The sequence below is a fragment of the Thalassoroseus sp. genome (genome assembly GCF_984380535.1).
Genome location: NZ_CFHRBF010000004.1, coordinates 314,339 through 336,845, shown reverse-complemented (window position 1 = coordinate 336,845; position 22,507 = coordinate 314,339). Strand labels below are relative to the sequence as shown.

19 protein-coding genes and 1 tRNA gene are annotated in these 22,507 nt (G+C 55.0%); 10 read left to right on the top strand and 10 right to left on the bottom strand.

Annotation, left to right across the window (positions count from 1 at the left end; genetic code table 11):
* Positions 1-3: 3 nt before the first annotated feature.
* The 4 genes from AC5DDB_RS07460 to AC5DDB_RS07445 all read right to left on the bottom strand — a co-directional run bounded on the left by AC5DDB_RS07460 (position 4) and on the right by AC5DDB_RS07445 (position 5,482).
* A complete protein-coding gene (locus AC5DDB_RS07460) occupies positions 4-1,485 on the bottom strand; it encodes a hypothetical protein (RefSeq protein WP_491739070.1) in 1,482 nt (493 codons plus the stop codon).
* A 6-nt stretch (positions 1,486-1,491) separates the two neighbouring features.
* Positions 1,492-2,652 carry a trans-sulfuration enzyme family protein gene (locus tag AC5DDB_RS07455; RefSeq protein ID WP_491739069.1) on the bottom strand — a complete coding sequence of 387 codons (1,161 nt, stop codon included), beginning with the start codon at positions 2,650-2,652 and terminating at the stop codon, positions 1,492-1,494.
* A gap of 219 nt (positions 2,653-2,871) precedes the next feature.
* Positions 2,872-4,119 (bottom strand): aminotransferase class I/II-fold pyridoxal phosphate-dependent enzyme, encoded by a 1,248-nt coding sequence (locus tag AC5DDB_RS07450; protein WP_491739068.1) that lies wholly within the window; start codon positions 4,117-4,119, stop codon positions 2,872-2,874.
* Between the two features lie 208 nt (positions 4,120-4,327).
* Positions 4,328-5,482: a peptidylprolyl isomerase gene (locus AC5DDB_RS07445; protein ID WP_491739067.1), complete on the bottom strand. Its 1,155-nt coding sequence runs from the start codon at positions 5,480-5,482 to the stop codon at positions 4,328-4,330.
* Positions 5,483-5,907: 425 nt separating this feature from the next.
* Here AC5DDB_RS07445 and AC5DDB_RS07440 point away from each other — a divergent pair, with 425 nt between their 5' ends.
* Positions 5,908-6,165, top strand: a complete 258-nt coding sequence (locus AC5DDB_RS07440) for a hypothetical protein (protein ID WP_491739066.1) — start codon at positions 5,908-5,910, stop codon at positions 6,163-6,165.
* Between the two features lie 219 nt (positions 6,166-6,384).
* Here the strand turns inward: AC5DDB_RS07440 and AC5DDB_RS07435 are convergent, their stop codons facing one another.
* A complete protein-coding gene (locus AC5DDB_RS07435; RefSeq protein WP_491739065.1) occupies positions 6,385-7,083 on the bottom strand; it encodes an OmpA/MotB family protein in 699 nt (232 codons plus the stop codon).
* Between the two features lie 403 nt (positions 7,084-7,486).
* Here AC5DDB_RS07435 and AC5DDB_RS07430 point away from each other — a divergent pair, with 403 nt between their 5' ends.
* The 5 genes from AC5DDB_RS07430 (at position 7,487) to AC5DDB_RS07410 (ending at position 13,773) form a co-directional block, all read left to right on the top strand.
* On the top strand, positions 7,487-9,253 hold the full coding sequence (locus tag AC5DDB_RS07430) for a hypothetical protein (protein WP_491739064.1): 1,767 nt from the start codon (positions 7,487-7,489) through the stop codon (positions 9,251-9,253).
* A gap of 209 nt (positions 9,254-9,462) precedes the next feature.
* The gene (locus tag AC5DDB_RS07425) at positions 9,463-11,676 is read left to right on the top strand and encodes a hypothetical protein (RefSeq protein WP_491739063.1); all 2,214 of its coding nucleotides are present in this window, start codon (positions 9,463-9,465) and stop codon (positions 11,674-11,676) included.
* A 40-nt stretch (positions 11,677-11,716) separates the two neighbouring features.
* Positions 11,717-12,589 (top strand): STN domain-containing protein, encoded by an 873-nt coding sequence (locus AC5DDB_RS07420; protein ID WP_491739062.1) that lies wholly within the window; start codon positions 11,717-11,719, stop codon positions 12,587-12,589.
* A gap of 5 nt (positions 12,590-12,594) precedes the next feature.
* Positions 12,595-12,891 carry a (2Fe-2S)-binding protein gene (locus AC5DDB_RS07415; protein ID WP_491739061.1) on the top strand — a complete coding sequence of 99 codons (297 nt, stop codon included), beginning with the start codon at positions 12,595-12,597 and terminating at the stop codon, positions 12,889-12,891.
* Between the two features lie 21 nt (positions 12,892-12,912).
* Complete coding sequence (locus AC5DDB_RS07410; protein ID WP_491739060.1) at positions 12,913-13,773, top strand: DUF3472 domain-containing protein; 861 nt, start codon at positions 12,913-12,915, stop codon at positions 13,771-13,773.
* Between the two features lie 32 nt (positions 13,774-13,805).
* Here AC5DDB_RS07410 and AC5DDB_RS07405 read toward each other — a convergent pair whose 3' ends face one another.
* On the bottom strand, positions 13,806-14,783 hold the full coding sequence (locus AC5DDB_RS07405; RefSeq protein ID WP_491739059.1) for a formate/nitrite transporter family protein: 978 nt from the start codon (positions 14,781-14,783) through the stop codon (positions 13,806-13,808).
* A gap of 376 nt (positions 14,784-15,159) precedes the next feature.
* Here AC5DDB_RS07405 and AC5DDB_RS07400 point away from each other — a divergent pair, with 376 nt between their 5' ends.
* Entirely contained in the window at positions 15,160-15,660 is a 501-nt protein-coding gene (locus tag AC5DDB_RS07400) for a hypothetical protein (protein ID WP_491739058.1), read from the top strand.
* A 72-nt stretch (positions 15,661-15,732) separates the two neighbouring features.
* Here the strand turns inward: AC5DDB_RS07400 and AC5DDB_RS07395 are convergent, their stop codons facing one another.
* Both AC5DDB_RS07395 and AC5DDB_RS07390 read right to left on the bottom strand, forming a co-directional pair.
* Positions 15,733-15,894 (bottom strand): hypothetical protein, encoded by a 162-nt coding sequence (locus AC5DDB_RS07395; protein WP_491739057.1) that lies wholly within the window; start codon positions 15,892-15,894, stop codon positions 15,733-15,735.
* Positions 15,891-16,721 (bottom strand): serine/threonine-protein kinase, encoded by an 831-nt coding sequence (locus tag AC5DDB_RS07390; RefSeq protein ID WP_491739056.1) that lies wholly within the window; start codon positions 16,719-16,721, stop codon positions 15,891-15,893. Before AC5DDB_RS07390 ends, AC5DDB_RS07395 begins: the two co-directional genes overlap by 4 nt.
* 319 nt (positions 16,722-17,040) lie before the next feature.
* Between AC5DDB_RS07390 and AC5DDB_RS07385 the strand changes: the two genes are divergently transcribed.
* Both AC5DDB_RS07385 and AC5DDB_RS07380 read left to right on the top strand, forming a co-directional pair.
* Positions 17,041-17,991: an AAA family ATPase gene (locus tag AC5DDB_RS07385; RefSeq protein WP_491739055.1), complete on the top strand. Its 951-nt coding sequence runs from the start codon at positions 17,041-17,043 to the stop codon at positions 17,989-17,991.
* 115 nt (positions 17,992-18,106) lie between these two features.
* Positions 18,107-19,297 (top strand): phosphoglycerate kinase, encoded by a 1,191-nt coding sequence (locus AC5DDB_RS07380; protein WP_491739054.1) that lies wholly within the window; start codon positions 18,107-18,109, stop codon positions 19,295-19,297.
* A gap of 104 nt (positions 19,298-19,401) precedes the next feature.
* Here AC5DDB_RS07380 and rsmB read toward each other — a convergent pair whose 3' ends face one another.
* Both rsmB and aroA read right to left on the bottom strand, forming a co-directional pair.
* Positions 19,402-20,790, bottom strand: coding sequence for a 16S rRNA (cytosine(967)-C(5))-methyltransferase RsmB (gene rsmB, locus AC5DDB_RS07375; protein ID WP_491739053.1), 1,389 nt, complete (start codon positions 20,788-20,790; stop codon positions 19,402-19,404).
* A gap of 7 nt (positions 20,791-20,797) precedes the next feature.
* Positions 20,798-22,084 carry a 3-phosphoshikimate 1-carboxyvinyltransferase gene (gene aroA / locus AC5DDB_RS07370; protein WP_491739052.1) on the bottom strand — a complete coding sequence of 429 codons (1,287 nt, stop codon included), beginning with the start codon at positions 22,082-22,084 and terminating at the stop codon, positions 20,798-20,800.
* Between the two features lie 269 nt (positions 22,085-22,353).
* On the opposite strand from aroA, the gene AC5DDB_RS07365 reads away from it, so the two are divergent.
* Positions 22,354-22,427: transfer RNA gene (locus AC5DDB_RS07365), tRNA-Val, on the top strand.
* Positions 22,428-22,507 lie beyond the last annotated feature (80 nt).

The following is a 22,507-nucleotide window of genomic DNA, read 5'->3' as shown; positions in this document are numbered from 1 at the left end:
GAATTACGACCGTGCGGGTTTCGTGATGAGCAATAAAAGCTGACAAATCAAGAACAAAAAGAGCGGCAAAAACACGAGGATCCGTGTGACTTTCAGAATCATCGCCAACGTCGGACCGGCTATCGGGAGCACTTCGGTTTGCGTGGCGGCGTTCTCAATCGATGCATCCTCAAGTACGCCAATAACGCGATCTTTACGAGCGGAATCGAGTTTCTCTTGTCCGGTTTCTTCGATGACAATCGGAAAGCTACGGAACTCGATCAGCTCATCGAGTTGGTCTCGCCCGGTTTCGGTCAAAGTCGATTGACCGGATTCGAACTGTTCGTCGTACAGAATTGCGTTCCGCACTTCTGCGCGTTTTTCGAGTCCCGTGCGGTTGTCGAACACAGCGGCGACTCCGAGGTATGCCAACACGCCGAAGAACGTCAGTGTTAACACGCCGCAACCGATGGCGGTCATCTGCGATTTGAACTGACTGCGTTCGCTGGTGTCCTCAAAGTGCAGTTCAATCGTCCGCCCCTTGCGAATGCTCTTACGAACCGCGTGCAGTTGTTCGTAAGCACGGACAAGATCGGTCCAATTGAAATCTCTAACAGGTGTACCGCTCGGCAGTGTCAATTCTGCTTGAATCGCCGGAGCGATCTCGTGCAGGAGGCATTCATTTGGTGAGCGTGGCTGTGGCGGAAGGATGGTGTTATCGAGCGATCGGAAATCTTCGAGCGATTCGCCGTTCTTAACTGTTTGCTCAAATGTGTCGTAGCGAATCGTGATTGTCCAACCGTCTTCATCGGCAGATTCACAGGTCCAAACGGCGTCCGGTAAGTCATTGCCGTTCAACGTGATCGTGCCCGTCGAAATCGCTTCGTCGGTGACACCGGTTAAAACTGCCGTGACGCGATTATACGTTCGTGACATCTCTCCCATGACGACCAAATCATGCAAGAGAATTTCTTCAAATTCTTGACGAAGAATATGCGACGGTTTAGACGATCGCAGGCGTCGCTGCATGCGAATTTCGCGAACTCGGAGCAGTTCATCATCCGCTTCCTCATCATCGCCAAGAAGGGAATCGCGTTCTTCCTCGATGGCATGATGGATCATGGAAACGAACGCGTTTTTTGCGAACGGCACAGCTGGCCATAGCGAAATGCCGCGTTCGTCTTGGATCAACGAAAGTTCGTAAGCCAATCCCTCGCCGTATGCCACGCAGGGGAAGACAACGAGCGAAATCTTTTCGCTCGCCAACCGCCTGGCGGCTTCCTGCACACGGGCATCATCACCGCCAATGAGGACTGCTCCGAGTTTTTTGACTGTGAGCAGTTCCGGCCAGTCGTCGACGATTTTGATTCGCGGAGCGAGCTTGAGCAGATCGCCGGTCATGTCGCCCACGAGGGCGGCGTGGGTGAGTTCGTGATCCTGCGACTCCGCGATGGCTTGCACCAACGGGAGCATGGCAGGATTGTCACCGACTAACGCAAACCTCATAACTGATCACGATTCGAGCGCGGATTTCATGTCGGCGATGAGGTCATCCGGGTGTTCAATGCCGACGGAGACGCGGATCGTTTTCTCGCTGATACCAGCTTCCTTGCGAGCGGCGGCGGTCATGGAGGCGTGACTCATCAACTCCGGATACTCGACCAGACTTTCCACCCCACCCAAAGATTCCGCGAGTTGGAACAGTTTGGTGTTCGAGAGCACTTTCTGAGCATACGCCCCGTCGCCGGCGACATCGAAACTCATCATCGCGCCGAACCCGTCCTGTTGACGCTTCGCCAGTTCGTGACCGGGGTGGTCTTCCAATCCCGGATAGTAGACCTTTTCGACTTTCGGATGGTCTGCCAAAAACCGAGCGAGTGCCATCGCCGATGTTTGGTGAGCTTGCATCCGCGGCCCGAGGGTTTTGATCCCCCGCAACACCAGCCAGGCATCGAACGGCGAATTCCCGAGTCCGAGAGCATTGACAATGTATGCGATTTTGTCGCCATGCTCTTTGGTCTTCGCCACCACACATCCGCCGACAACGTCGGAGTGGCCATTGAGGTATTTAGTCGTCGAGTGCACCACGATGTCGACGCCATATTCCATCGGACGTTGCAACGCGGGCGAGAGGAAGGTGTTGTCCGCGATCGTGATGACGCCGAGATCTTTAGCGATATCGGTCACCGCTTGGATATCGACGATGTTCAGCAACGGATTCGAAGGCGTTTCGATCCAGATACACTTGGTTTCCGGTGTGGCGGCTTCACGGATGTTGGCGGGGTCCCCCATGTTCACGAAGGAGAACTTCAGTCCCATTTTCGTGAACAAATCGGAAAACAGACGATAGGTTCCGCCGTAAATATCATGACCCGCGATGATATGATCGCCGGGTTGGAAGAGGTGCATCGTGGTGGTGATCGCCGACATCCCAGTACACGTCGCCCGGCAACTCACGCCGCCTTCGAGAGACGCGATGTTCTCTTCGAGAGCCGTCCGCGTTGGATTGCCGCTGCGTGTGTAATCGTATCCGCTGTTGGTCTGGCAGTCGTCCCAACGAAATGTCGAGGACGGATAGATCGGCGTCGTCGCGCTTTTGTAGTTCGGGTCTTTATCCACCCCGATGTGAACGCTTCGAGTTTGAAAATGCAGGGGTTGGTCGGACGGACTCATAGTTCTGGCAATCAGTTGTTTCGTTCGTGAAAGTCTAGTTTCGCGTGCCAAAGTGTATTCCCTGACCGATGCCCTGACAACGATGCACGCCGTCGCCGAACACAAGGCCAGTGAGGCAGACATTGCTGTCTGCCGGAAGTCGTTGTCAGAGTAGGATTAAAGGCAGAAAGAAGTGTCTGCCCCACCCATTTGTCTTGTCAGAGACATGTCGGCACAGACCTAGGTTGCCGCGGTTTCCACGGGTGGGGTGGCATCGGAAAGGCAGCGACCGATGTTTCGCACGGCTTGGCGGAGGCGTTGGGAGTTTTCGACGATGGCAAGTCGCAGATGGCCTTCGCCTTCTTCGCCGAAACCGCGTCCAGGGCTGACCGCGACGCCCGCTTCATCAAGCAGTTTCATCGCGAAGTCGATCGAACCCATCTGACACCACGGTTCGGGAATCTTTGTCCACACGAACATGCCCGCTCGTGGTTTCTCGACTTCCCAACCGATCCGTTCGAGTCCTTCGCAGAGGGCATCGCGACGTTTTTCGTATTCTGCCGCGACCGCTTCGACGGCGGCTTCGGCGTGACGAATAGCCACGATGGCGGCAATTTGAGCCGCCTGGAAGATGCCGTAGTCGTAGTAACCTTTGATCGTGGCCAGTGCTCGAACCATCTCGGGATTGCCGGTGCAGAACCCGATTCGCCAACCGGCCATCGAATAGCCTTTGCTCATCGTCGTGAATTCCACGCCGACATCTTTCGCACCGGGCGTGCTCAGGAAACTCGGGGCTTGATAACCCTCGAAACAAATGTCCGCATAGGCAAAATCGCTAATTACGAGGAAGTTGTACTTCTTCGCCAGCTTGACAAGTTCGACGTAGAAATCTTGCTCGATGCATGTGCCCGACGGATTGTGCGGGAAGTTGACGACGACGACTTTCGGGGCGGGATATAGATGCTCGCAGGTGTAGGCGATGCGTTCGAGAAATTTGTCGGGATCGCGGACATCGATGGCAATTACGTTCCCCGCCGCTAACACGACGGCATAGACGTGAATCGGGAACGACGGAGCCGGCACGATCGCGGTGTCACCGGGGCCCATCAAAGCCAGACACAAGTGGCTAAAACCCTCTTTCGAACCAAGACAGGCTAACACTTCGCTGTCAGGGTCGAGTTGCACACCGTATTTCTTGTAATACCGCTTGGCGACTTCCTTCCGGAGATTGTGAATCCCATTCGACACCGAATACCGATGGTTTTTCGGGTCGGCAATCGCCTCGGCGAGTTTCTGGCTGATGATCGGATCGGGCGGGTCTGTCGGGTTGCCCATGCCGAGGTCGATCACATCGATTCCCGCTAACCGCTTCTGATACTTCAGCTTGTTGATCTTGCCGAAGAGATACGGCGGCAAGCGTTTGACCCGCTCCGCCACGGGGATACTGAATGCGTCATCTTCAAAGGGAAGTTCAGATTCGCTACGCATGGCTGCTCAAAAATCAGAAAGCGAGGAAGGCGGACGGTTGGAAGGAATTGTAATCTCTGTATGGGCGCAGAGGAACGGCGTGCCGATCTGAAATGACCGACACGCCGAAGTTTTTGTGGTTCGCCGAATTTTGAATCTCGAAGCGTGGCAAGGTATTTCTGCCAACACGCCCATGCAATGCTGCGGGCGTGTCGCTCCTCATTCTTGACTAGCGGCCCGCCGGTGTTTGCTGGGTGGCTTGACGCACGCTGGCGGTGCCGGTCGGTTCTTGTTGTCCCGACACTTGTTGCACGTGACCACCGGTGGTGACGTCGGTCAGATAGTTGTCGACGCGAATCTCTTTCTTGAGTTGTTCGAAGACTTTCGCGACGGCGACTTGCGTTTTTTCCTCGATGAGCGAGGTGTAGAGTTCTTGTTGAACTTCTGGAGTCATCTCTTTGACGACCGGATCAGTGAAGCCTTCACACTTGAGGATCACGAAGCGACCAGGAGCCACTTGGATGACCGGAGACACTTCGCCCGGTTTCATGTTGAAGGCACGCTTCACGATTTCCGAGTTGCCGGCGTGTTTGCGGATCGGGGGAACGGTTCCGCCGAGTGCTCGGCTGTTCGGTTCGATCGAATGTTCTTGAGCAAGCCGTTCGAAGTCTTCTGGCTTCTTCTTGGCTTCGGCCCAGACGCTTTCCGCGTGACGGAAGTTGTCGAGCATGATCATTTTAGCTTCGACACGTGGGCCATAAGCACTTTCGAAGGCTTTGGCGAGATCGTCTTTGGTGACGTCGACATCGTTGCCGGCGAGGGCTTTCAATGCCAACATGGGCCAAATGACGTCCCGACGATACTGGTCAGGCGTGAGACCCCGTTCGGAGTGCAGCATCGCATACCAGTTGTCTGGGGTGAGATTGAATTTCTTGGCGATTTTCAGGACTTCGGCGTCCACTCGCGTGGCGGTAATTTCGATGCCACGTTCTTCGCAAGCTTGTTGGATGATCAGGCGGTTGACCATCGTTTCCATAACTTCATCGCCGTAGCGAATGAAACATTCGTTGGCGACGGCGTCGTAGTTGATGACTTGCTTGCCGACGCGGGCGAGCGGTCGTTGTCGCAATTTCGCAATGTGTGCTTCTTGTGCCTGCCGTGCGGCGGCGTCTTCGGCGGTTTCCGCGACGGCTTCATTCTGACGCAGCAATTGGAAACCGATGGCGATGAGCGCGACAGCGGTCACGGCTCCACCGAGAATCCAAAAGAGTTTGCCGCCACGCGCGGTTGCACGAGACTTCGGGGTGGGTACCGGATTCGGGGCACCTTCGGTGGAGAAGGTTTGAGCCGCCTGCTCCGGAGTGGAGTGATTCCGTTCACTCATGGTCTGGGTCTCCGTTGGGTCTTAGCGAGGAGTCAAGAAGGTTTTGCGACGGATGATCCGGAAACGCTCCGGGGGGTTAGACTCTCAAAGCGGCGGAAATCTAGTGCTTTGCAATTTTTTCGTCAAGTCGGATTTTCAATTTGCCGACAGACGCGTTTTCTCCAGGTTTTTTTGCGGTTTCGCAAATTGCAAACCAGGTTTGTAACGACCGATCCGGTCGGGAAATGGTTGCAATTCAGGATTGATGGGGCGATCGTGCCCACCGCAATGACGGCTCGACGAGAGTTCTCCGCAGCGGGCAATCTTCACACGGATTGTCGCCACTTGCGCTCGTAATCCGACGATGACACTCTGTACCAAATCCCTGCCGACGTTTTTGGAATCCACACCGGCGGGGCGATGTGACTGGAAGGAGACTGATCATCATGCAGCATACGGAAGACCTCGAAAACGACGTCGTGCAGGAGCTTCGGCTGCGTTCGTGGGCACGAAGCCATTACGTTCCGCCGGAAAATCGCGGCGACGATCTGCACCCGATCGTGCTCGATGAAATGCAACGTCGCGACGCCGAAATCCTCTCCGGGTCATCGGCGCCCGCTCGGGAGTGGTCGCAACGGCTTTCGATCGGCAAAGACCGTTCGACGGGAAATCCATCGCCAAATGCTGCCGAGGCTCTCGCCTGACGAAATCACTGAAATCAACGAAACCGTCCTGACTCCCTGACCGTGCCTTGGGGTCGCGAAGCGGCGGTCCGGTGGAACGAAAATTCCAACCGGACCGCCGCCTTCGTTTTTGATACCAGCAGGTCTTGGAAACTCATGAAAAAGTGTGCCACGGCTCTGTGAGCCGTGCATGGATGGAATTGTGGACGGTATTCCACGTGGCACACCAATGTTGCGGAATTACTCCAATGGTGCTTCCGGCCCGATGAATTCGCTGGCGAAGGCGTCGAGAATCATCACTTCCACGCGATCGGGATGCGGTGTAAGTTGTTCGCTGATGGTCGTTTCCGGCTCGGCCGATCCGACAGCGGTGAGGCGAATTCGCACGGTCGAGATTCCCAAATCGATCAGTTCCGCACGCACTGCTTTTGCACGCTGATAGCACAGCATCATCCCGTTCGGAGTCGATTCGCTCGCGACGTGTCCGCGAAGGTCGATTTTATTCGGTTTTCCTGCTAATTCCCTGGCGACCTCGACAAGCTGCGATTTCGCCGTCTCGGAAAGCGTGAACTCACCGGGTTCGAAAAACACGGGATCGCCCACACGTCGGGGTTTACCTTCGCGGGTCCGCAGAATTTGCAGGGAATCGCCGGGCATACTGACCTGTCGAATTCCGCCGGACCCTGCACCATTGGTAAACGAGCCCAATGTGGTCAACTTTTCGACCACCGAGTTCAAAGCGAAGTTCTTGCCCTCGGGCGATTGTGGTGCCGCTTCATAGCCGGTGTATTGCATCAACGCTTCGAGAATTGCCTGGTACTTTTTATCCGCGACGACTTCACTCAGCGACACCAACATGATGAAGAACGTGAGCAACAACGACATCATGTCGCCATAAGTCACAACCCACTCTGGGACTCCTGGAACTTCATCGTCCATATTGAACTCGAAATGTTCGCACACCGAAGACCGTTCGCGACCACCGCACTATTCCCATATTTCGGTTTTTCGACCCGCCTGAGTGTTCTTATTCCTCATGTCCCCGAAAAAAGCGACGCAACTCAGAAGTCATAATTTCGGATGCAAGACCCATGCAAACGATGCACACCATTCAAGTTGCGATCGTCTTTCAGTCTCGTAGGCTGGGAAATTGATGATCTGAAGGTGCGGTCTTGCGGAACTGATCTTGGCAAGCCTGGAAGAATTTCCATAATACCTCGCGCCCTAAGGAACCCATTTTGCGACGGGGTACTTAGTTCTCTTGACGCAAACGGAAGTCGTCAATTCTGACTGGCAAACTCATTTCCGGTCAGTATCTCCCATCAAACGAAAGGATTCCCAGATGATTCACCTCGGGACGTGGGCGGCGTCTCTGCCCGCCAAGATGATCCGTCGAATGATCCGACTACGACGCCTCGCGGCAGCCATGCTGCTGACCGGTGTCGCTTCGGTCGTCGTGATTCAAGCAGCGAATTCGCAGGACCGACGCGAGTACGAACGCTATCGCACCGACACGCGTGACTATCAAACCTCGAACCGATTGCCAATCACTCGGGCAGTCTATGAACCGCCGACGGAAGCCCCTTCGCGGCAAGAGATCGATGACATTCTGAAATCCTTGACCGATTCCGAACGACGTCGCCAAGAACTCACCTTTCCAAACGATCAACGTTTGAACGACCGGCGTCCAATCAACACCCAACCGCAAAACCTTACCCGACCCACCCGCGAAATGGAGTCGGCTCGGCGGGTGTTGCCCCAGGTCAGCCGGGAAGCCGATCGCCTGACCACATTACTCGCGGACGACATGCGTCGGGTCTCCGGCATTCGTCCGTTCTTTGACGACTTGCTCCGTCTGCGTGCCCGCGTCGCGATCATTTCGCAACGTGCTCAGCAGTACAACGATCACACCATGATCCACAGCGACTTGAAGGATCTCGACAAAGATTGGCGACTGCTCGCCTACCGTTTGTCGCAACTTCGTGGACTCAGCCAGAACACGATCCAACAAATCCGCACGATCAACGACTACGCCAAAGAAGTCGGCAAAGTCTTCGAAATCGATCCGCAATTGGATCGTCGGGCGTTGATGTCGCACACGGCATCGTTGTCGTCAGGCGTTCGGAACTTGCTGGAAGACATTGAAGTCGAGTTGCCACGTTCGCAGCAAAAGCAGAATTTGTTGTTGGAAGGTCGTCGTATCCAGAACCAAGCCGAAGTCTGCTACAACAGTGTTGCCGACCAGGAAGAGTATCGTTTGGTTCTCGACGAATACCGCATGTTCCAACAAATGTGGTTTCCGTTCGCAGCGAAACTGCGACCGCTTAACAACCGGTATCTCGAACGGGACGTGCGTCGGATCAATGAACACGATCACCAAATGCACGAACTTCTCTGGTTGCCCCACCAGATGGACCGTGAACGGCTGACGTACATTTCCACATTGCTTCAACGCGACGTGGACGATTTCTTCGTGCGAGCACCGCTCAAATTGTTGATCGAACTCCCACGAGCCGACCAAGTGCTGGCGATTTCCGATCAGTTCTACGGCACATGCGAGAATTTCAATGATGTGGTCTCCCGTGGTGAGCCGACACAACAGGTCGTCGAAGCTTACCAGTACGTCGACGATGCCTGGCGTTCGTTCAGTAGCTTGTTCCGCGACTTGAAAAGCCAAGCGGCTCAACAGGTGCTCAGCGAGATCGAGCAGAACATTCAGTCGCTTGGAACGGCGTTGCGATTCGAAACCGGCAGCAGCTCTGGGAACTACAATTACACACGGGCGGTTGACGCAATCGGTAACCTCGACAACCTGGCGTACCACTTGGAATCCGACATCGGTCGTTGGTTGAGCACATCGCGGGAAACGTTCCGCAACCAAGCCATGCAAGACGCTTCCGTGTTCTCGCAACGCACACGACGAATCCATGAATTGCTCATCGCACGTGAAGACCGCAGTAAAGTGATTGCAGAAATCACCGAACTCGATCGCGATTGGCGTGCTGTTGCACAATGGATTGCCCGTTGTAACACTGCTGACCGTCCGCACTTGGATCGTTTGGCGGCGGAGATTTCTCCGGCGATCGCGGAACTTCGCACGCTTCTGTAATCCTCGGTTGACTTTCGAGTCGTTTCGAGATGGGACAACGACATCCGAAGCCCTTCGGCCGTTTGGTCGCAGGGCTTTTTTATCGGCTGTTTGAACCGTACTGAATTGTTGGGAAGGTCGCGGATTGTGGAAACGCCTTGGCAACCGGTTTTTCGAGTCTTAGAATAGGATATGGAATCCGAACTAATGACCTTCAACCGTGAAGTGCCATGTCCGAGCTACTGATCCCCTGCCCCAAGTGTTCGAGTGCGTTGAAGTTGCCGAACCGCAGTTTGCTCGGCAAGCTCGGCAAATGCCCGCAATGCCAACATAAATTCGTCCTCAAAGAACCGGAGGAAGTCGAGCTTCAGCTTGCCGAGGACGAACCGGCGGTTGGGGCGGCTCCGCAATGGGTTCCCAATGAACCAGCCGGCGAGCCACCATCTGAGAACGCCTTCGATTTCCCCGGCGTGACGGATGAACCTGCGTTTCCCATGGTGGGCGATCAGCCGACCGGTCCATCAGTTGCGGTCGAGACAAAAACCGAAACGGTCACAAGTCGCACACCATCGGCACCGTTGATCGAACGTGGACAGTCCAAGGAAGACGTCGTCAAACTCCTGGGCAAACCGGCGAAGAAGAAAATTGTTTCCGCAAAAGTTATGCACCCCAAAACGGGTGAGACCACGACTCGGAAACGCGAGTATCTCCTCTTCGAACACGCGGCCGGTCCTTACAAGATTCTATTCGACCGGAATCAGGTCGTCGAAATTCACTCCCAACCCGAGACCGCGACGAAAGCGACAGCTGCCGAAACCGCAACGCCCGGGCCTCTGCCGGCTTCGTCTTATCAACCCGGTCGACGGAAGAAGAAGCAACAGCTGTTGGGCATAGTTTCCGGCGGTTTGGTTGCGTTGTTGATTGTGGGCGGTGTGATTTGGGTGAACAGTCAACCGGCTCCGGTGACGGATACCGGTCCGAAGAAGGAGCCGCCGAAGGTCGACGAAAAGTACGTCCAGGAGCAATCCAATTCGGAATCGGCATTCGTCGCCTCGAACGAGTTTCTGAAGAAAACGATGCCCCCGAAAGGTGGGCCGATTCCAACGCGGATGGCTCCCCTTGGAACGAGTGTCGTCATCAATCTGCACCCCGCCGACTTGTGGGGGAACAACCCGCAGTTCCAGGAATTCACAGCGGCATTGGGGCCGTTTGGCACATGGCTGGGAAAACAGGTCGAGACGCTGGGCGGATTTCAACCGACCGAGATCGCACAGCTTCAGTTTTACTTGGCTCAACCGGGGCAGAACTTAGACCCTGTCGTGGTCACGAATGTTCGACTAATCGAACCGTTAGCGCGGACGGAGCTGTTTGATCTTCAGTTCAAACGCATGGAAGGTGCCGATACGGACGTTTTTGAGCGAGATGGTCGTGTTTACCTCTTGGATTCGCCTCCTGGCAGCAGCGAAGTGAGTTCCTTCTCGGTGTGGGCGATGAAAGACATCGAGGAGATGAAGTCGACCAAGTCCGGCGGGGGTTCCGCTCGTCCAGGGGTCGACGAACTCTTGCCATTGACTGACAGCAATCGCCCGGTGAGTGTCGTGTTCAGCCGTAGCGATCTTCTGACCTATCGCGAAGAAATGCTCTCAGAGACGATTCGACCCGCTGCCGAATCCGTGTTGGAATGGCTCGAAGCGGATGTGGAAATCGACGCAATCGCTTGGAGCATGCAAATGACCGACAGCAAGTTCGTCTCGCAACTCCAGGTTCGCAGTGGCAACAGCGGTTCGTCGCTGCAAACGGTCACGCGGACGATGGAAAAACACCTGCGACAACTCCCCGACGAATTGCTCGCAATGGTGCGAAAAATGTCGCCGGCTCAACGTGGTTATCGACAGTTGATCGGACGATTTCCCGCCATGATGAAGATGTATTCGCTGAAAACCTTGACCGGAAAAGGCGATCGTTTCGTCCAATTGACGACGGTACTCGACGAACGGGCGGCTCCCAACCTTGCGCTTGCGGCCTTGTTGACCTGGGATGAATCCACTCGGACTGACTTCTCGAAGGCTACCGGCCCAGGACCGAGCACCGACGAACCGAAACTACCGACAACCATCGCCGGACGGCTGAAACTGCCTATCGAAGCCGATTTCGCCCGTCGACCATTGCAAGAAGCCATCGCCGATATCGCCGAGGCTACAAAGTTGACGATCGACATTGATGGCGATGCACTCAAGTTCGCCGGTTACACCAAGAACATGCCGCAATCGTTCAGTCTCGGCGTGGTGCCCTGTGAGCAAACACTGGCGAAGATTTTCAGCCAGTACGACAAAATGTGCATTTGCGTCAAAGACGAAAAAACGATGACGCTGGTCGTCACAACATTCCAGTTCGCCGAAAAGAACAACCTGAAACCGATGAAGCTGGAAATGCCTAAGGAATAGTTTCGCCGGTCGGCTTCCGCATTCTGGGAATGGTGCCCATATGCCCTCACAGTTTCCGTGTCCGCATTGTCAAGCACCATTACGGATCCGAAACCGTGCGTTCCTCGGCAAAGAACTTGATTGCCCGCATTGCGACCAGCCGATTCGAATCGTCGCCGGTCTCGATAACGAATTCGTCGCCGAACCCTTACTCGAACAACCGTTGCCATCCGCGATTGATGGAGCGAGGCGAACGCTCACGCCGCAGCAAATCAGTTGGGGGGTGGCCGGTGTTGTCGGTGTCTTGCTGCTCGTTTTTCTTTGGCCGCGTGCGGAAGATCGCCAAGAGACAGTGCAATCAGAGCCGTCCCCGACGGAAGTTGCTTCTTCAGAACCCGGAGACCCGCCGACACCCGAAATCGAACCTGTCGTGGAAGATGATCCGGCGAAACCGAATGACGATGAACCTCCACAGGGCGTTGCTGATATCCCTGGTGAACAAGTTGCGGTCGTCGTGCCGGTGGACGAGCCACCGATGATCGACGTTCCCCTGCCCGCTCCTCGGGAAGTCGCTGTTCAACCGGTTGGTTTTCAGGGTGAAGACACTCCGATCGAACCGCAGTTCGCTCCCGAGTTCACCGATGAACGACCGATGCAGATCGACGTTCGCCAGTCACTCGATATTCGCATAGTCAAGTTCGATCAATCGCGACCGATTGCATTACGCGAGATGTTGCAGTGGTTCGAAGAATACCTCGGAGTGCCGATTCGCAGCGAAGATGAACGCATTCCGCCCATGCGTCTCGATCGTACGGTTACGGTTTCCTTGGAGAATACCACTTTCGGCGAAGTACTCACTTCCATCACGCAACAGGCCGGGCTAAGTTACGAAATTCGGGACACGGAAATTGTCCTCACCCCCATCCAGGAGTAAAGATTGTGGAATTGGACGATGAGTTATGCCTCTGCTTCCACGTCTCGAAACGTAAGGTGGTGAATTACCTGCGGATTCACCAGCCCCGTGTGCCGAGCCAACTTGCCGACTGCGGCGGTGCGGGAACCGGTTGTGGTTGGTGTGTGCCGTTCCTCAAACGTTATTTTCAGCAGTGCCGCGATGCTGACGAACAAATCGCGGACGAACCCTCGGCGGATGAATACGCGATGGGTCGCGGAAGTTATATTCAATCCGGCCAAGGAAGCCCCCCACCGGGAGCCACGCCTCCTCCTCAAGTTTGAACATAGATGCGAATCAATATAATGAAACGAACTCGACACACGGTAATTGCCGTCACGATGATGGTGCTCGGACTTGCCGTCTTACCTCGTCATTCGTCTGGAGACGAACGGCTCAAAGGTGTGGCTTGTCGTTCCGTGCATCTGGGATACCCTGCACCTGAGGGGCGGTCTTTCTACAACGAAGTAACGATTCAGAAGTCGGCTCCCGGATCGTATTTCATGGTTTGTGGGTGGAATCGTGGGTATTTCGGGCTGCAGGAATTGGGAAATGGCAAGAAGGTCGTGCTGTTTTCTGTCTGGGATTCCGGTCAAAACAACCCGGATGCCGTCCCGGAAGAGAAGCGAGTGAAGATCCTTCACAAAGACGCACAAGTTCGAGTAGGCCGATTCGGTGGCGAAGGTTCCGGCGGGCAATCGTTCTTCGATTTTGATTGGAAAATCGATGAAACGTACCGCTGCCTCGTGCGGGCAACACCCAACGGTCCGCGAACGGAATACGCGGGCTACTTCTATCTTCCGCGGGAACAGACCTGGAAACATCTCGTTACATTTTCCACGCTAAGCAGTGGGCAACCGCTACGGGGATACTACTCGTTCGTCGAAGACTTCAAACGCGATCGCGTTTCCACAACGCATCCGCGGATCGCGAATTTCGGGCCGGGTTGGGTCGAAACCACCGAAGGCAAATGGCTGCCGTTGTCCAAGGCTCGGTTTACTGCGGACAACAATCCGGTCATGAATATCGATGCCGGCAAAAGTTCCGCCACGGCCTTCTTTTTGGCAACTGGTGGAAAGACCGAAAACGTGGGGACACCGCTAAGAAACATGATCGAACTGCCCGACAACGACGAACGTACGCCGCCCGCCGATCTACCCAAGTAGGTAGCCAGTGCCGGGAGTCGTTCCGGTCTTGGTCAATCTTCCACCGATTGTGTTTGTCGGATGTGACCGTAATTCAGGATGGCCACAAATACGCTTCCACCAATCATGTTGCCTAGAAGTGCCAATGACACGAATCGAAACGTGTCACTGAGCGTGAATTCTTCGCTGGTAAACATCGCCATACACATTTCGGCAGTTCCGGCGATCGAGTGATGGAACCCACCCAGTCCGATGATAAATGTGACGATGTAAACCAATGCGACTTTGCTGAAGTCCGGCGGCGTAGCCAATACGAGCCATGCACCTTGGGCCATCAACCAACCAGCCAACACAGCACTGGTTAACAGTTCGCGACGATTAAATTCGGTCAGGTGGTGTCCCATCTCCATGACGCCCTCGTTGGCTTGCACGACGGACGCCACCGAAGTCAACAACGCGGCGATCAACGTGGCTCCAATGAGGTTGCCGAGAATCACGATCGCCCAGAGTTTCAGAAGGCCACGGAACTTTGCCTGTCGGTCCAAAACAGGATAGACCGCCGTCGCGGTATGTTCGGTAAACAGTTGAGCTCCGCTAATGATACACACAATAAAGCCAACCGGATAAACCAACGCCGTGGCGATTCGCGTGAGCATTGGCGAATGAAGCGAAATCGTGGCTTGCGTGACAACCGCCACCGCTAAGGCGGAGAAACCGACAATAAGTCCACCCGCGATCGACGACAGCGCTAACGAAACCTGGGGGCGTTTGATCTGCTCCAGCCCTTCCTGAATCGCGCGTTCAAGCGTGTCATCGGGATGGCGAACCGTTTCATCATTTCGCTTGATAATGACCGACGTATATTTCTGATCTTCACGACCTCGGCTTTGGGCCCGTTCCGTTTCAATTTGACCCTGTCGCTTCGCTTTTCGGCCGTTCGGCAACAGGATCAGAGATTCTTCAGCGTCGGTGACGTTGGAACTCGTGTTGGTCGAAGTTGCCTGAGTTTGGGGGCCTTGATCGTCCGTCATTGATGTTTCTCGAAACGGTAGGAAAAATTCGATTCGGCTCGGGGACGCAAATCGTATACCCGAAATTGAGTCAAAAGGTAGCCGGGGCGACCATATCTCTCTTGGGCGGGAGAATTGTATCGCGAGGAAGTCAGAAAATAAGATTCGCCGCCGTAATTTCGCGAAATTGGATGGTCATAGGCCTGGTGTCGAACCCTGGTTTTGGTTCGCAACCGGTCATCCAATGTCCAGACTGCTTTCGGAGGAGTCACATCGAGGCCTCTTAGGAACCCAATATCGACGGAAAACGCAGGATATATCGACTGGCACGGTCTTTGCTTTTGTTGTCCTTCGGAAAAGTTACTGGATTCGACAGATCACTATTGAGGAGACAATTATGAAGCGTTTCACTTGGGCGATTCCCGCCGCTATCCTGTCCTGCAGTTTGGTATTGGTCGGCTGTGGAGATGCAGACACCAATAATGTCGGCGACCCGGAAGAACCAACCGCCGAAAATGAACTGCGACCTGGAGACATTGAAGACGGGCACGCCGAAGCCGGTTCCACGCAAACGGTCAAAGGCGAAGTCGAAAAAGTCTACGATGCTCACACGATCGCCATTTCAGGCGATTGGGAATTGTTCCAGAACGACTTGATCGTCGTTTCGGAAGACCCGCTGCCGACGAATTTGCAAGTCGACGACTATGTTGAAGTCACCGGAACCGTGAAGAAAGTCGGTTGGGTCGAAGTCGAAAAAGAATACGACTGGCTCGACTTTAAGCCAGAGATTGAAGCGGAACTGGAAGACGTCGAAGGATTCTTGGTTGCAAGCAAGGTGACCGTCACCGAAGACGAGAACAAAACCGAAGAAGCCGTCAAACCTGCTGAAAACGAATAGATTCAATCATTCGACTTTTGAGTGATGCCACAAACAAAAACCGCTCCGGACACCCGTCCTGAGCGGTTTTTTCTATTGGTCGTCTTTCTGCCAATTTTGAATAGTGGTAGCGAGCGACCACAAGAGAATCAGGCCGCCGCAGATCCACCAGAACAATCGCCACTGCAAATCGACCCATCCGACCAGCAACAGTAACCCGGCTCCTAATAAGCCAAAGACATCGTCGCGTTTCATCGGGCTCTGGTGGTGGCTGATTTCCGTGCCGTCGTGCGTCGGGCAGTTGCCAACGCGAGCGACTTCCGGGCAGCTGGTCGGAAGATACGCAGCATCTGGTCCGCATCGCGATATCGACTTTTCGGGTCGACTTCCATCGATTTTTTCAGAACCTGCAGCAAATCCGCGTGGACTCGGCGACGTAACAGGTTAAACCCCTCCGGCGGCCAATCAAATGGGTATTCCGGGAGATGCCCCGTGAGCATGCGGTAGATACATAGCCCGAGCGAGAATACATCGGAACGGCTTGATGGTTTGCCCATGGCTTGTTCTGGCGACATATACCCGACAGTCCCCGAACCCGAGGCCTTAATCGTTTTTTGTGCCACCTTCGCAATCCCGAAATCCGTCAAGCGGACACGGTTTCCCGGAAACAGAATAAAGTTCTCCGGCTTGATGTCGCAGTGAATGATTTTCTGTCGATGGGCGTAGGCCACCGCTTCGATCATTTGATCGCTTAGTTCCAAGGCCGTCTTGAGAGACATCCGACTGCGTAATCGGTCCGCCAAGGATTTTTCGCCAAGGGGAAACACGATTACGAAATAGTCGTCGATGAAGCTCGCGTTCTTCAGCGATAGGATATTGCTGTGATCCAAGCGGGCGGTCAGACGGACTTCCCGACGAAAATCTTCTAGAACTTCGTCGTCGAGTACGTGCTGATGAGGCACCTTGATCGCAACACGGATCCCTTCGATCGTGTCCATCGCTCGGAAAACGGCTCCGAACCCACCATCGGCGAGTCGCTGTTCAATGCGGTATTTTCCAAGTCGCTGGCGGGATTTGAGCACGGGCGGCCTACTTATCTCTGCGGGGAAACGGCACAAACACGTGGAGATTCCATTCCATGGGGTACAGCAATTATCGGCCAACCAGACCCGAACGGTTGGTCTGGTCCCCGGAAAATTCACCACACCCACCGAGCCGGGAGGAACAACTCCGACCAGGTAGGCATGTCAATCTGAAGAAACTTTGGCGAAAGCAACGAACGACCGGGTCGGTGAAGCCTTCGATCCTTCTCATCTGGACACGAGCCTTTTACAATTCTTCCGCGACCGCGGCTTTTCCGCAATCATCATCCTGAAAAATTCCCAAAACTCTCGTAACGGTATGAATCCCACACCGCCCAACGACGCCCGTCAGCGTCTGGATCACCTAAAAACCAACTTGAGCGGCGTGATTCAGGGAAAAGACGAGTGTATCGATGTGCTCTTGATCGCTGTCTTGGCAGGCGGTTCCGTCTTGATGGACGACGTTCCCGGCGTGGGCAAAACTACATTGGCGAAAGCACTCGCCAGCTCGATCGATCTCAGTTTTCAACGGGTGCAATTTACACCCGACCTACTTCCCAGCGACATTCTCGGCTCCTCAATTTATAACCCCGTTGACGGGAATTTCCAGTTCCGACGTGGGCCAATCTTTTGCAATGTCCTGTTGGCCGACGAAATTAACAGAGCCTCGCCAAGAACTCAGTCGGCACTGCTCGAAGCGATGAGCGAATCGCAAGCGACAATCGAGGGCGTCTGTCACCCGTTACACGCACCGTTTTTTGTGTTAGCCACGCAAAACCCCATTGATTTTCACGGCACATACCCGCTTCCCGAGGCTCAATTAGATCGATTTTTGATTCAGTTGCACCTCGGATATCCCGATCTGGATGACGAAGTCAATATTCTCTACTCCCAGACAAGTTCGCATCCTGTCGACGAGCTTCAGCCGGTTATTTCTCAGGAAGAGCTACTGGCTTTGCAAAAATTGGTCACGACAGTTCATGTGGAACGTAATGTGGCGGAGTACCTGGTGCGGATCGTCCACGAGTCGCGTGTCGACAGCCGACTGAAACTGGGCGTCAGTCCACGCGGTTCGCTGATGCTTTTTCGAGCATCCCAAGCCGCAGCATTCCAAGCCGGGAGGGATTACGTGTTGCCCGACGATGTGCAGCAAGTCGCGCCGTATGTGTTGCCTCATCGGGTCGTGCTCACTTCCAAAGCGAAATATGGCAGCTCATCGCGGGAAGAAGTGGTGCAATCGTTGTTGGAACGGGTCGACGTTCCGGTCTGAGATTCGGAATTATCATGCCGCACCGTTGACGCGCTGCCAGTGATCCGTCAGAACTCGCGTTGACGCCAGGTTTCACACAAAACGCTCTTTCACCCTGACATTGGGAAACTCAATCATGGCTAAGAAATCCATTGCCGACGTTGATGTCTCTGGCAAAACCGTACTAATGCGTGTCGATTTTAACGTGCCGCTCGACGGCGAGACGATCACCGACGATCGCCGCATCCGGATGGCATTGCCTTCCATCAAATCCGTTCTCGACCGTGGCGGAAAGCTGATCCTAATGAGCCACCTCGGTCGACCGGCCGGCGATGGTTCGGATGAAGACAAGAAATACAGCTTGGCACCCGCCGCCACCCGCTTGGGCGAACTACTGGGATCGAACGTTGTCTTCGCAGAAGATACCGTCGGTGACGATGCGAAAGCGAAAGTCAGTGCCCTTCAAGCCGGTGACACGTTGGTTCTAGAAAACCTGCGATTCAACAAAGGCGAGAAAAAAGGCGACCGCGAATTCGCTGCGAAGCTGGCCTCCTTCGCCGACATCTACTGCAACGACGCCTTCGGCACCTGTCATCGAACGGATGCGTCCATGCTGGCCGTCCCGGAAGCGATGGACGACCAACCCAAAGTCGTCGGTTTCCTTGTCGAGAAGGAAATTCAGTACCTGACCGACGCAATTTCCAACCCCGAGCGACCATTCGTGGCAATTTTGGGGGGGGCGAAGGTCTCCGACAAAATCGAAGTCATCGAAAACCTTCTAGGCAAATGCGACAAAGTCCTGATTGGTGGAGCGATGGCTTACACGTTCTCGCTGGCCCAGGGCGGAAAAGTCGGTGGAAGTTTGGTCGAGAAGGATAAGACCGATCTGGCGAAAAGTCTGATTGAAAAAGGTGGCGACAAACTTGTCCTGCCCGTCGATACGCATTGTGGCGACGACTTCAAATCGGCGTGCAACAAGCAAGTTGTCGCTGCTGGTGAGATTCCCGATGGCTGGGAAGGTTTCGACATCGGTCCCGAAACGGCCAAGTTGTACAGCGAAATTCTTGCGTCCGCGAAGACCATCGTCTGGAACGGACCGATGGGTGTGTTCGAAATGCCTCCGTTCGACGAAGGCACGAAAATCGTCGCGAAGGCTGTTGCCGATGCCGATGCAACCAGCATCATCGGTGGCGGTGACAGTGCGGCGGCTGTCGATCAACTCGGATTCGCCGACCAAGTGAGCCACGTCAGCACCGGCGGCGGAGCCAGCCTGGAAATGCTCAAAGGCGGTGAATTTGCCGCCGTTAAAGTCCTCGACGACAAATAGTGACGCGTCGATATCGAATTCGAAAGTACCACGGCTCGGTGAGCCGTGTTGCTTTCGCGGGTGCGTCTCAGCATGGCTCGCCGAACTGTGACACCCGTTCGGACTTATTTCCGAAGCAGCAACGCCAAGTACCCACCATCCGCCGGGCAACCGGGATGGTGGGTTTGGTCTTTGATGAGTTCAAAATCGGAACGCTCAGCCAGGACTGCATCCACGATTCCGCGATTCTCTTCCGGTTCGATGCTGCAAGTCGAATACAACACCCGCCCGCCGGAGCGAACCCGCTCGCAAGCCGTTTGTAGCAAACGATTCTGCAGTGGAGTCAAGTCGGCTAAATCGTCTGGACGAATTCGCCACCGTGCATCGGGTCGACGACCTAGCACCCCCGTGTTCGAACACGGGACATCGACGAGCACCGCATCGAACGGTCCCTCCGGAGTGTCTGAACCGTCGGGCTGAGTCAATTGCGGTTCGATGACCGTCAGCTTCAATCGCTCGGCGTTCTCCGTAACTCGCGCGAGACGCTGAGGACGGATGTCGGTAGCAATCAATTGGCCTTGGTTCTGCATGCGTTCCGCGAGGTGCGTCGTCTTTCCACCAGGAGCGGCACACAAATCGAGGACCGTTTCGCCAGGGTGAGGATCGAGCCAGTTGGCCGCTCGCATGGCGGTCAGGTCTTGCACGGTGAACAGGCCATCCTCAAAGCCCGGCAACGACTCTGGGCGAACCGCACTCAGCATACGAATCGACTCCGGCAACTCCCCTGCCTCACAATCGTAACTCTCAGATCGAAAGCGTTCGATGATTTGGCGGCGGGTTTGCTCGACATCCCCCGCATGTCCGACCAGATTGACCCGCAGCCAAAGCGGGGGCGGCGTATTGAACCAAAAACCCAAGTCGCGTAATTCCTCAAACGTCAATCGCTCGTGCCAACGCTTCGCTAGCCATCGCGGAAAACTGAACGCCGACGCGAAATGCCGGACCGGTTGTTTCTCAAGGTCTTCGAAGACGGACTTCCGCAACCGACGAAACCGACCGGCCGTCAACGGTACGGCATTGCTGGCCGCGTTTGTGACGACATCATCCGTCATGTGTCTTCCGACCGCTCGTAGCACACCGTTCAGCAAACCGGTCCAACGCACGGAACCCGATTGCCGGGCGACTTCCACCGTCTCATGAACGGCCGCATGCATGGGAATCGAGTCCAACATCACAAGTTGATACACGCCGAGTTGCAGCAACAACCAGAGATCGTCTTCGATCAATTTCCGGGGGCGTTCCAGAAACGCTGTTATCACGGCATCGAGTGTCATCTTCCGACGGGTGACGCCGTAGACGAGTTCCATCGTCAAACCGCGATCCACAGGGGAGAGTTGGCTATTCGTCAACTCACGATCGAGGAGTTCGTCGATAAACACGGACTCGGTGCGATTTTGCCGCAGCACTCGGTAAGCGAGTTCGCGTGGCGACACTTGGGAGGGGTGGGCTGGCATACTGACGCTATCGAGCCGAGGCGGTCAAGGCTGCCAAGTCTTCGAAGTAACGCGGATACGTCTTCGCCGTGCAACCGGGGTCGGCAATCTGAATTCCATCGGCCCGCAATCCCAGCAAGGCGAAACTCATCGCCATCCGATGGTCGTCGTAGGTTTGAATTACCGCTGGCTGCACGGGGCCCGGATGAACCGTCAGGCTGTCTTCGGTCGTTTCGACCACGATTCCCGCCCGCTTGAGTTCAGTGGCAACGGCCGCAATACGGTCGGTTTCTTTGAAACGCACATGACCGATATTTCGCATGGTCGTCGGTCCGTCGGCGAACACCGCGACAATGGCCAACGTCTGAGCCGTGTCGCTGATGGCGTTCATGTCGATGTCGATCCCGCGAAGTACGCCGCCGCGAACGGTCAAGGAGTTCGTGTTTTCGACAAGTTCACATCCCATTTGTTCCAAGGCATCGACGAAGTTGACATCCCCTTGCAACGCGCTCCGCGACAGCCCTTCGACCGTCACTTCGCCACCCGAAATTGCGGCGGCCGCAAAGAAGTAACTTGCCGCCGATGCATCGGGCTCGATTTCGAAATTCGTGCTGCGATACCTTTGCGGATTGATTCGGAACCGAGAGGCGTCGGGGCGTTCGATATCGACATCGAAGCGAGCCATCACGCCGAGGGTCATTTCCACATATGGCTTCGAGACCAGTTCCGTAGAAGTGACCAATTCAATTGGTTCACGCGCCGCAACCGCCGACATCAACAACCCGCTAAGGTACTGGCTCGACACCGAGCCATCAATCGTCGCAGTTCCACCAGGCAATCCCGATGAAATCACTTCGAGTGGCGGGCAATCCGTGCCAAGCACGCAACGCGTTTGAACCCCTAAGGTATTGAGCGTATCGACAAGGTCTTGAATGGGCCGTTCCCGCATTCGAGAGTTCCCGTCGAGTTCAAACCGACCTGAACCCGTTGCGCATAAGGCAGTTAGGAAACGGATGCTCGTCCCGCTGTTTTCCACATACAACTTCGCTTCGCGGGCCGGAAGTGTGCCACTGCATCCCTCGATTTCCACGATACAGTTGTCGGCATCGTGACGCAGCACAATACCGAGACGTCGCAGACTTTCAATCATGACTTGGGTGTCGGTGCTATCAAGCACGCCCGTCAACCGCGAAGTTCCCTCTGCCAGCGCAGCAACGATCAACGCCCGATTCGTCAGGCTTTTCGAGCCCGGCGGCCGAATATGGCCGGAAATCGGACGGACGACAGGGAACAACGGGAGCGGATCGTCAAGCATGAAAACTCCTAGACCGGCTGACGGTCTTCTATGTCCGCAGAAGATGCAATAAACCGTGTTTCGCAGAATTCTGCTGAACAATACCGCACCCATTGGGACGGGAACGGCTTTGAGATCGACCGAGAGACACGGCATTTTGACGAAATCGTCGCCGACTGTCCATCATCTCTGCCAACTTCCCTTCGAAAAACCGCCTGATTTTCCGCTTTCCGCACACGGCGCGTTTGACAATTTCCGCCCAACGACATACATTTCGTTAACAACCCAACGGACGTGTAGATCAGTTGGCTAGATCGCCACGTTGACATCGTGGAGGTCACAGGTTCGAGTCCTGTCACGTCCAATCTAACTCAAATGCCCACAAGGACTTATTGATAGTCCTTGTGGGCATTTTTCGTGGATAACTTGATGAGCAATTCCGTA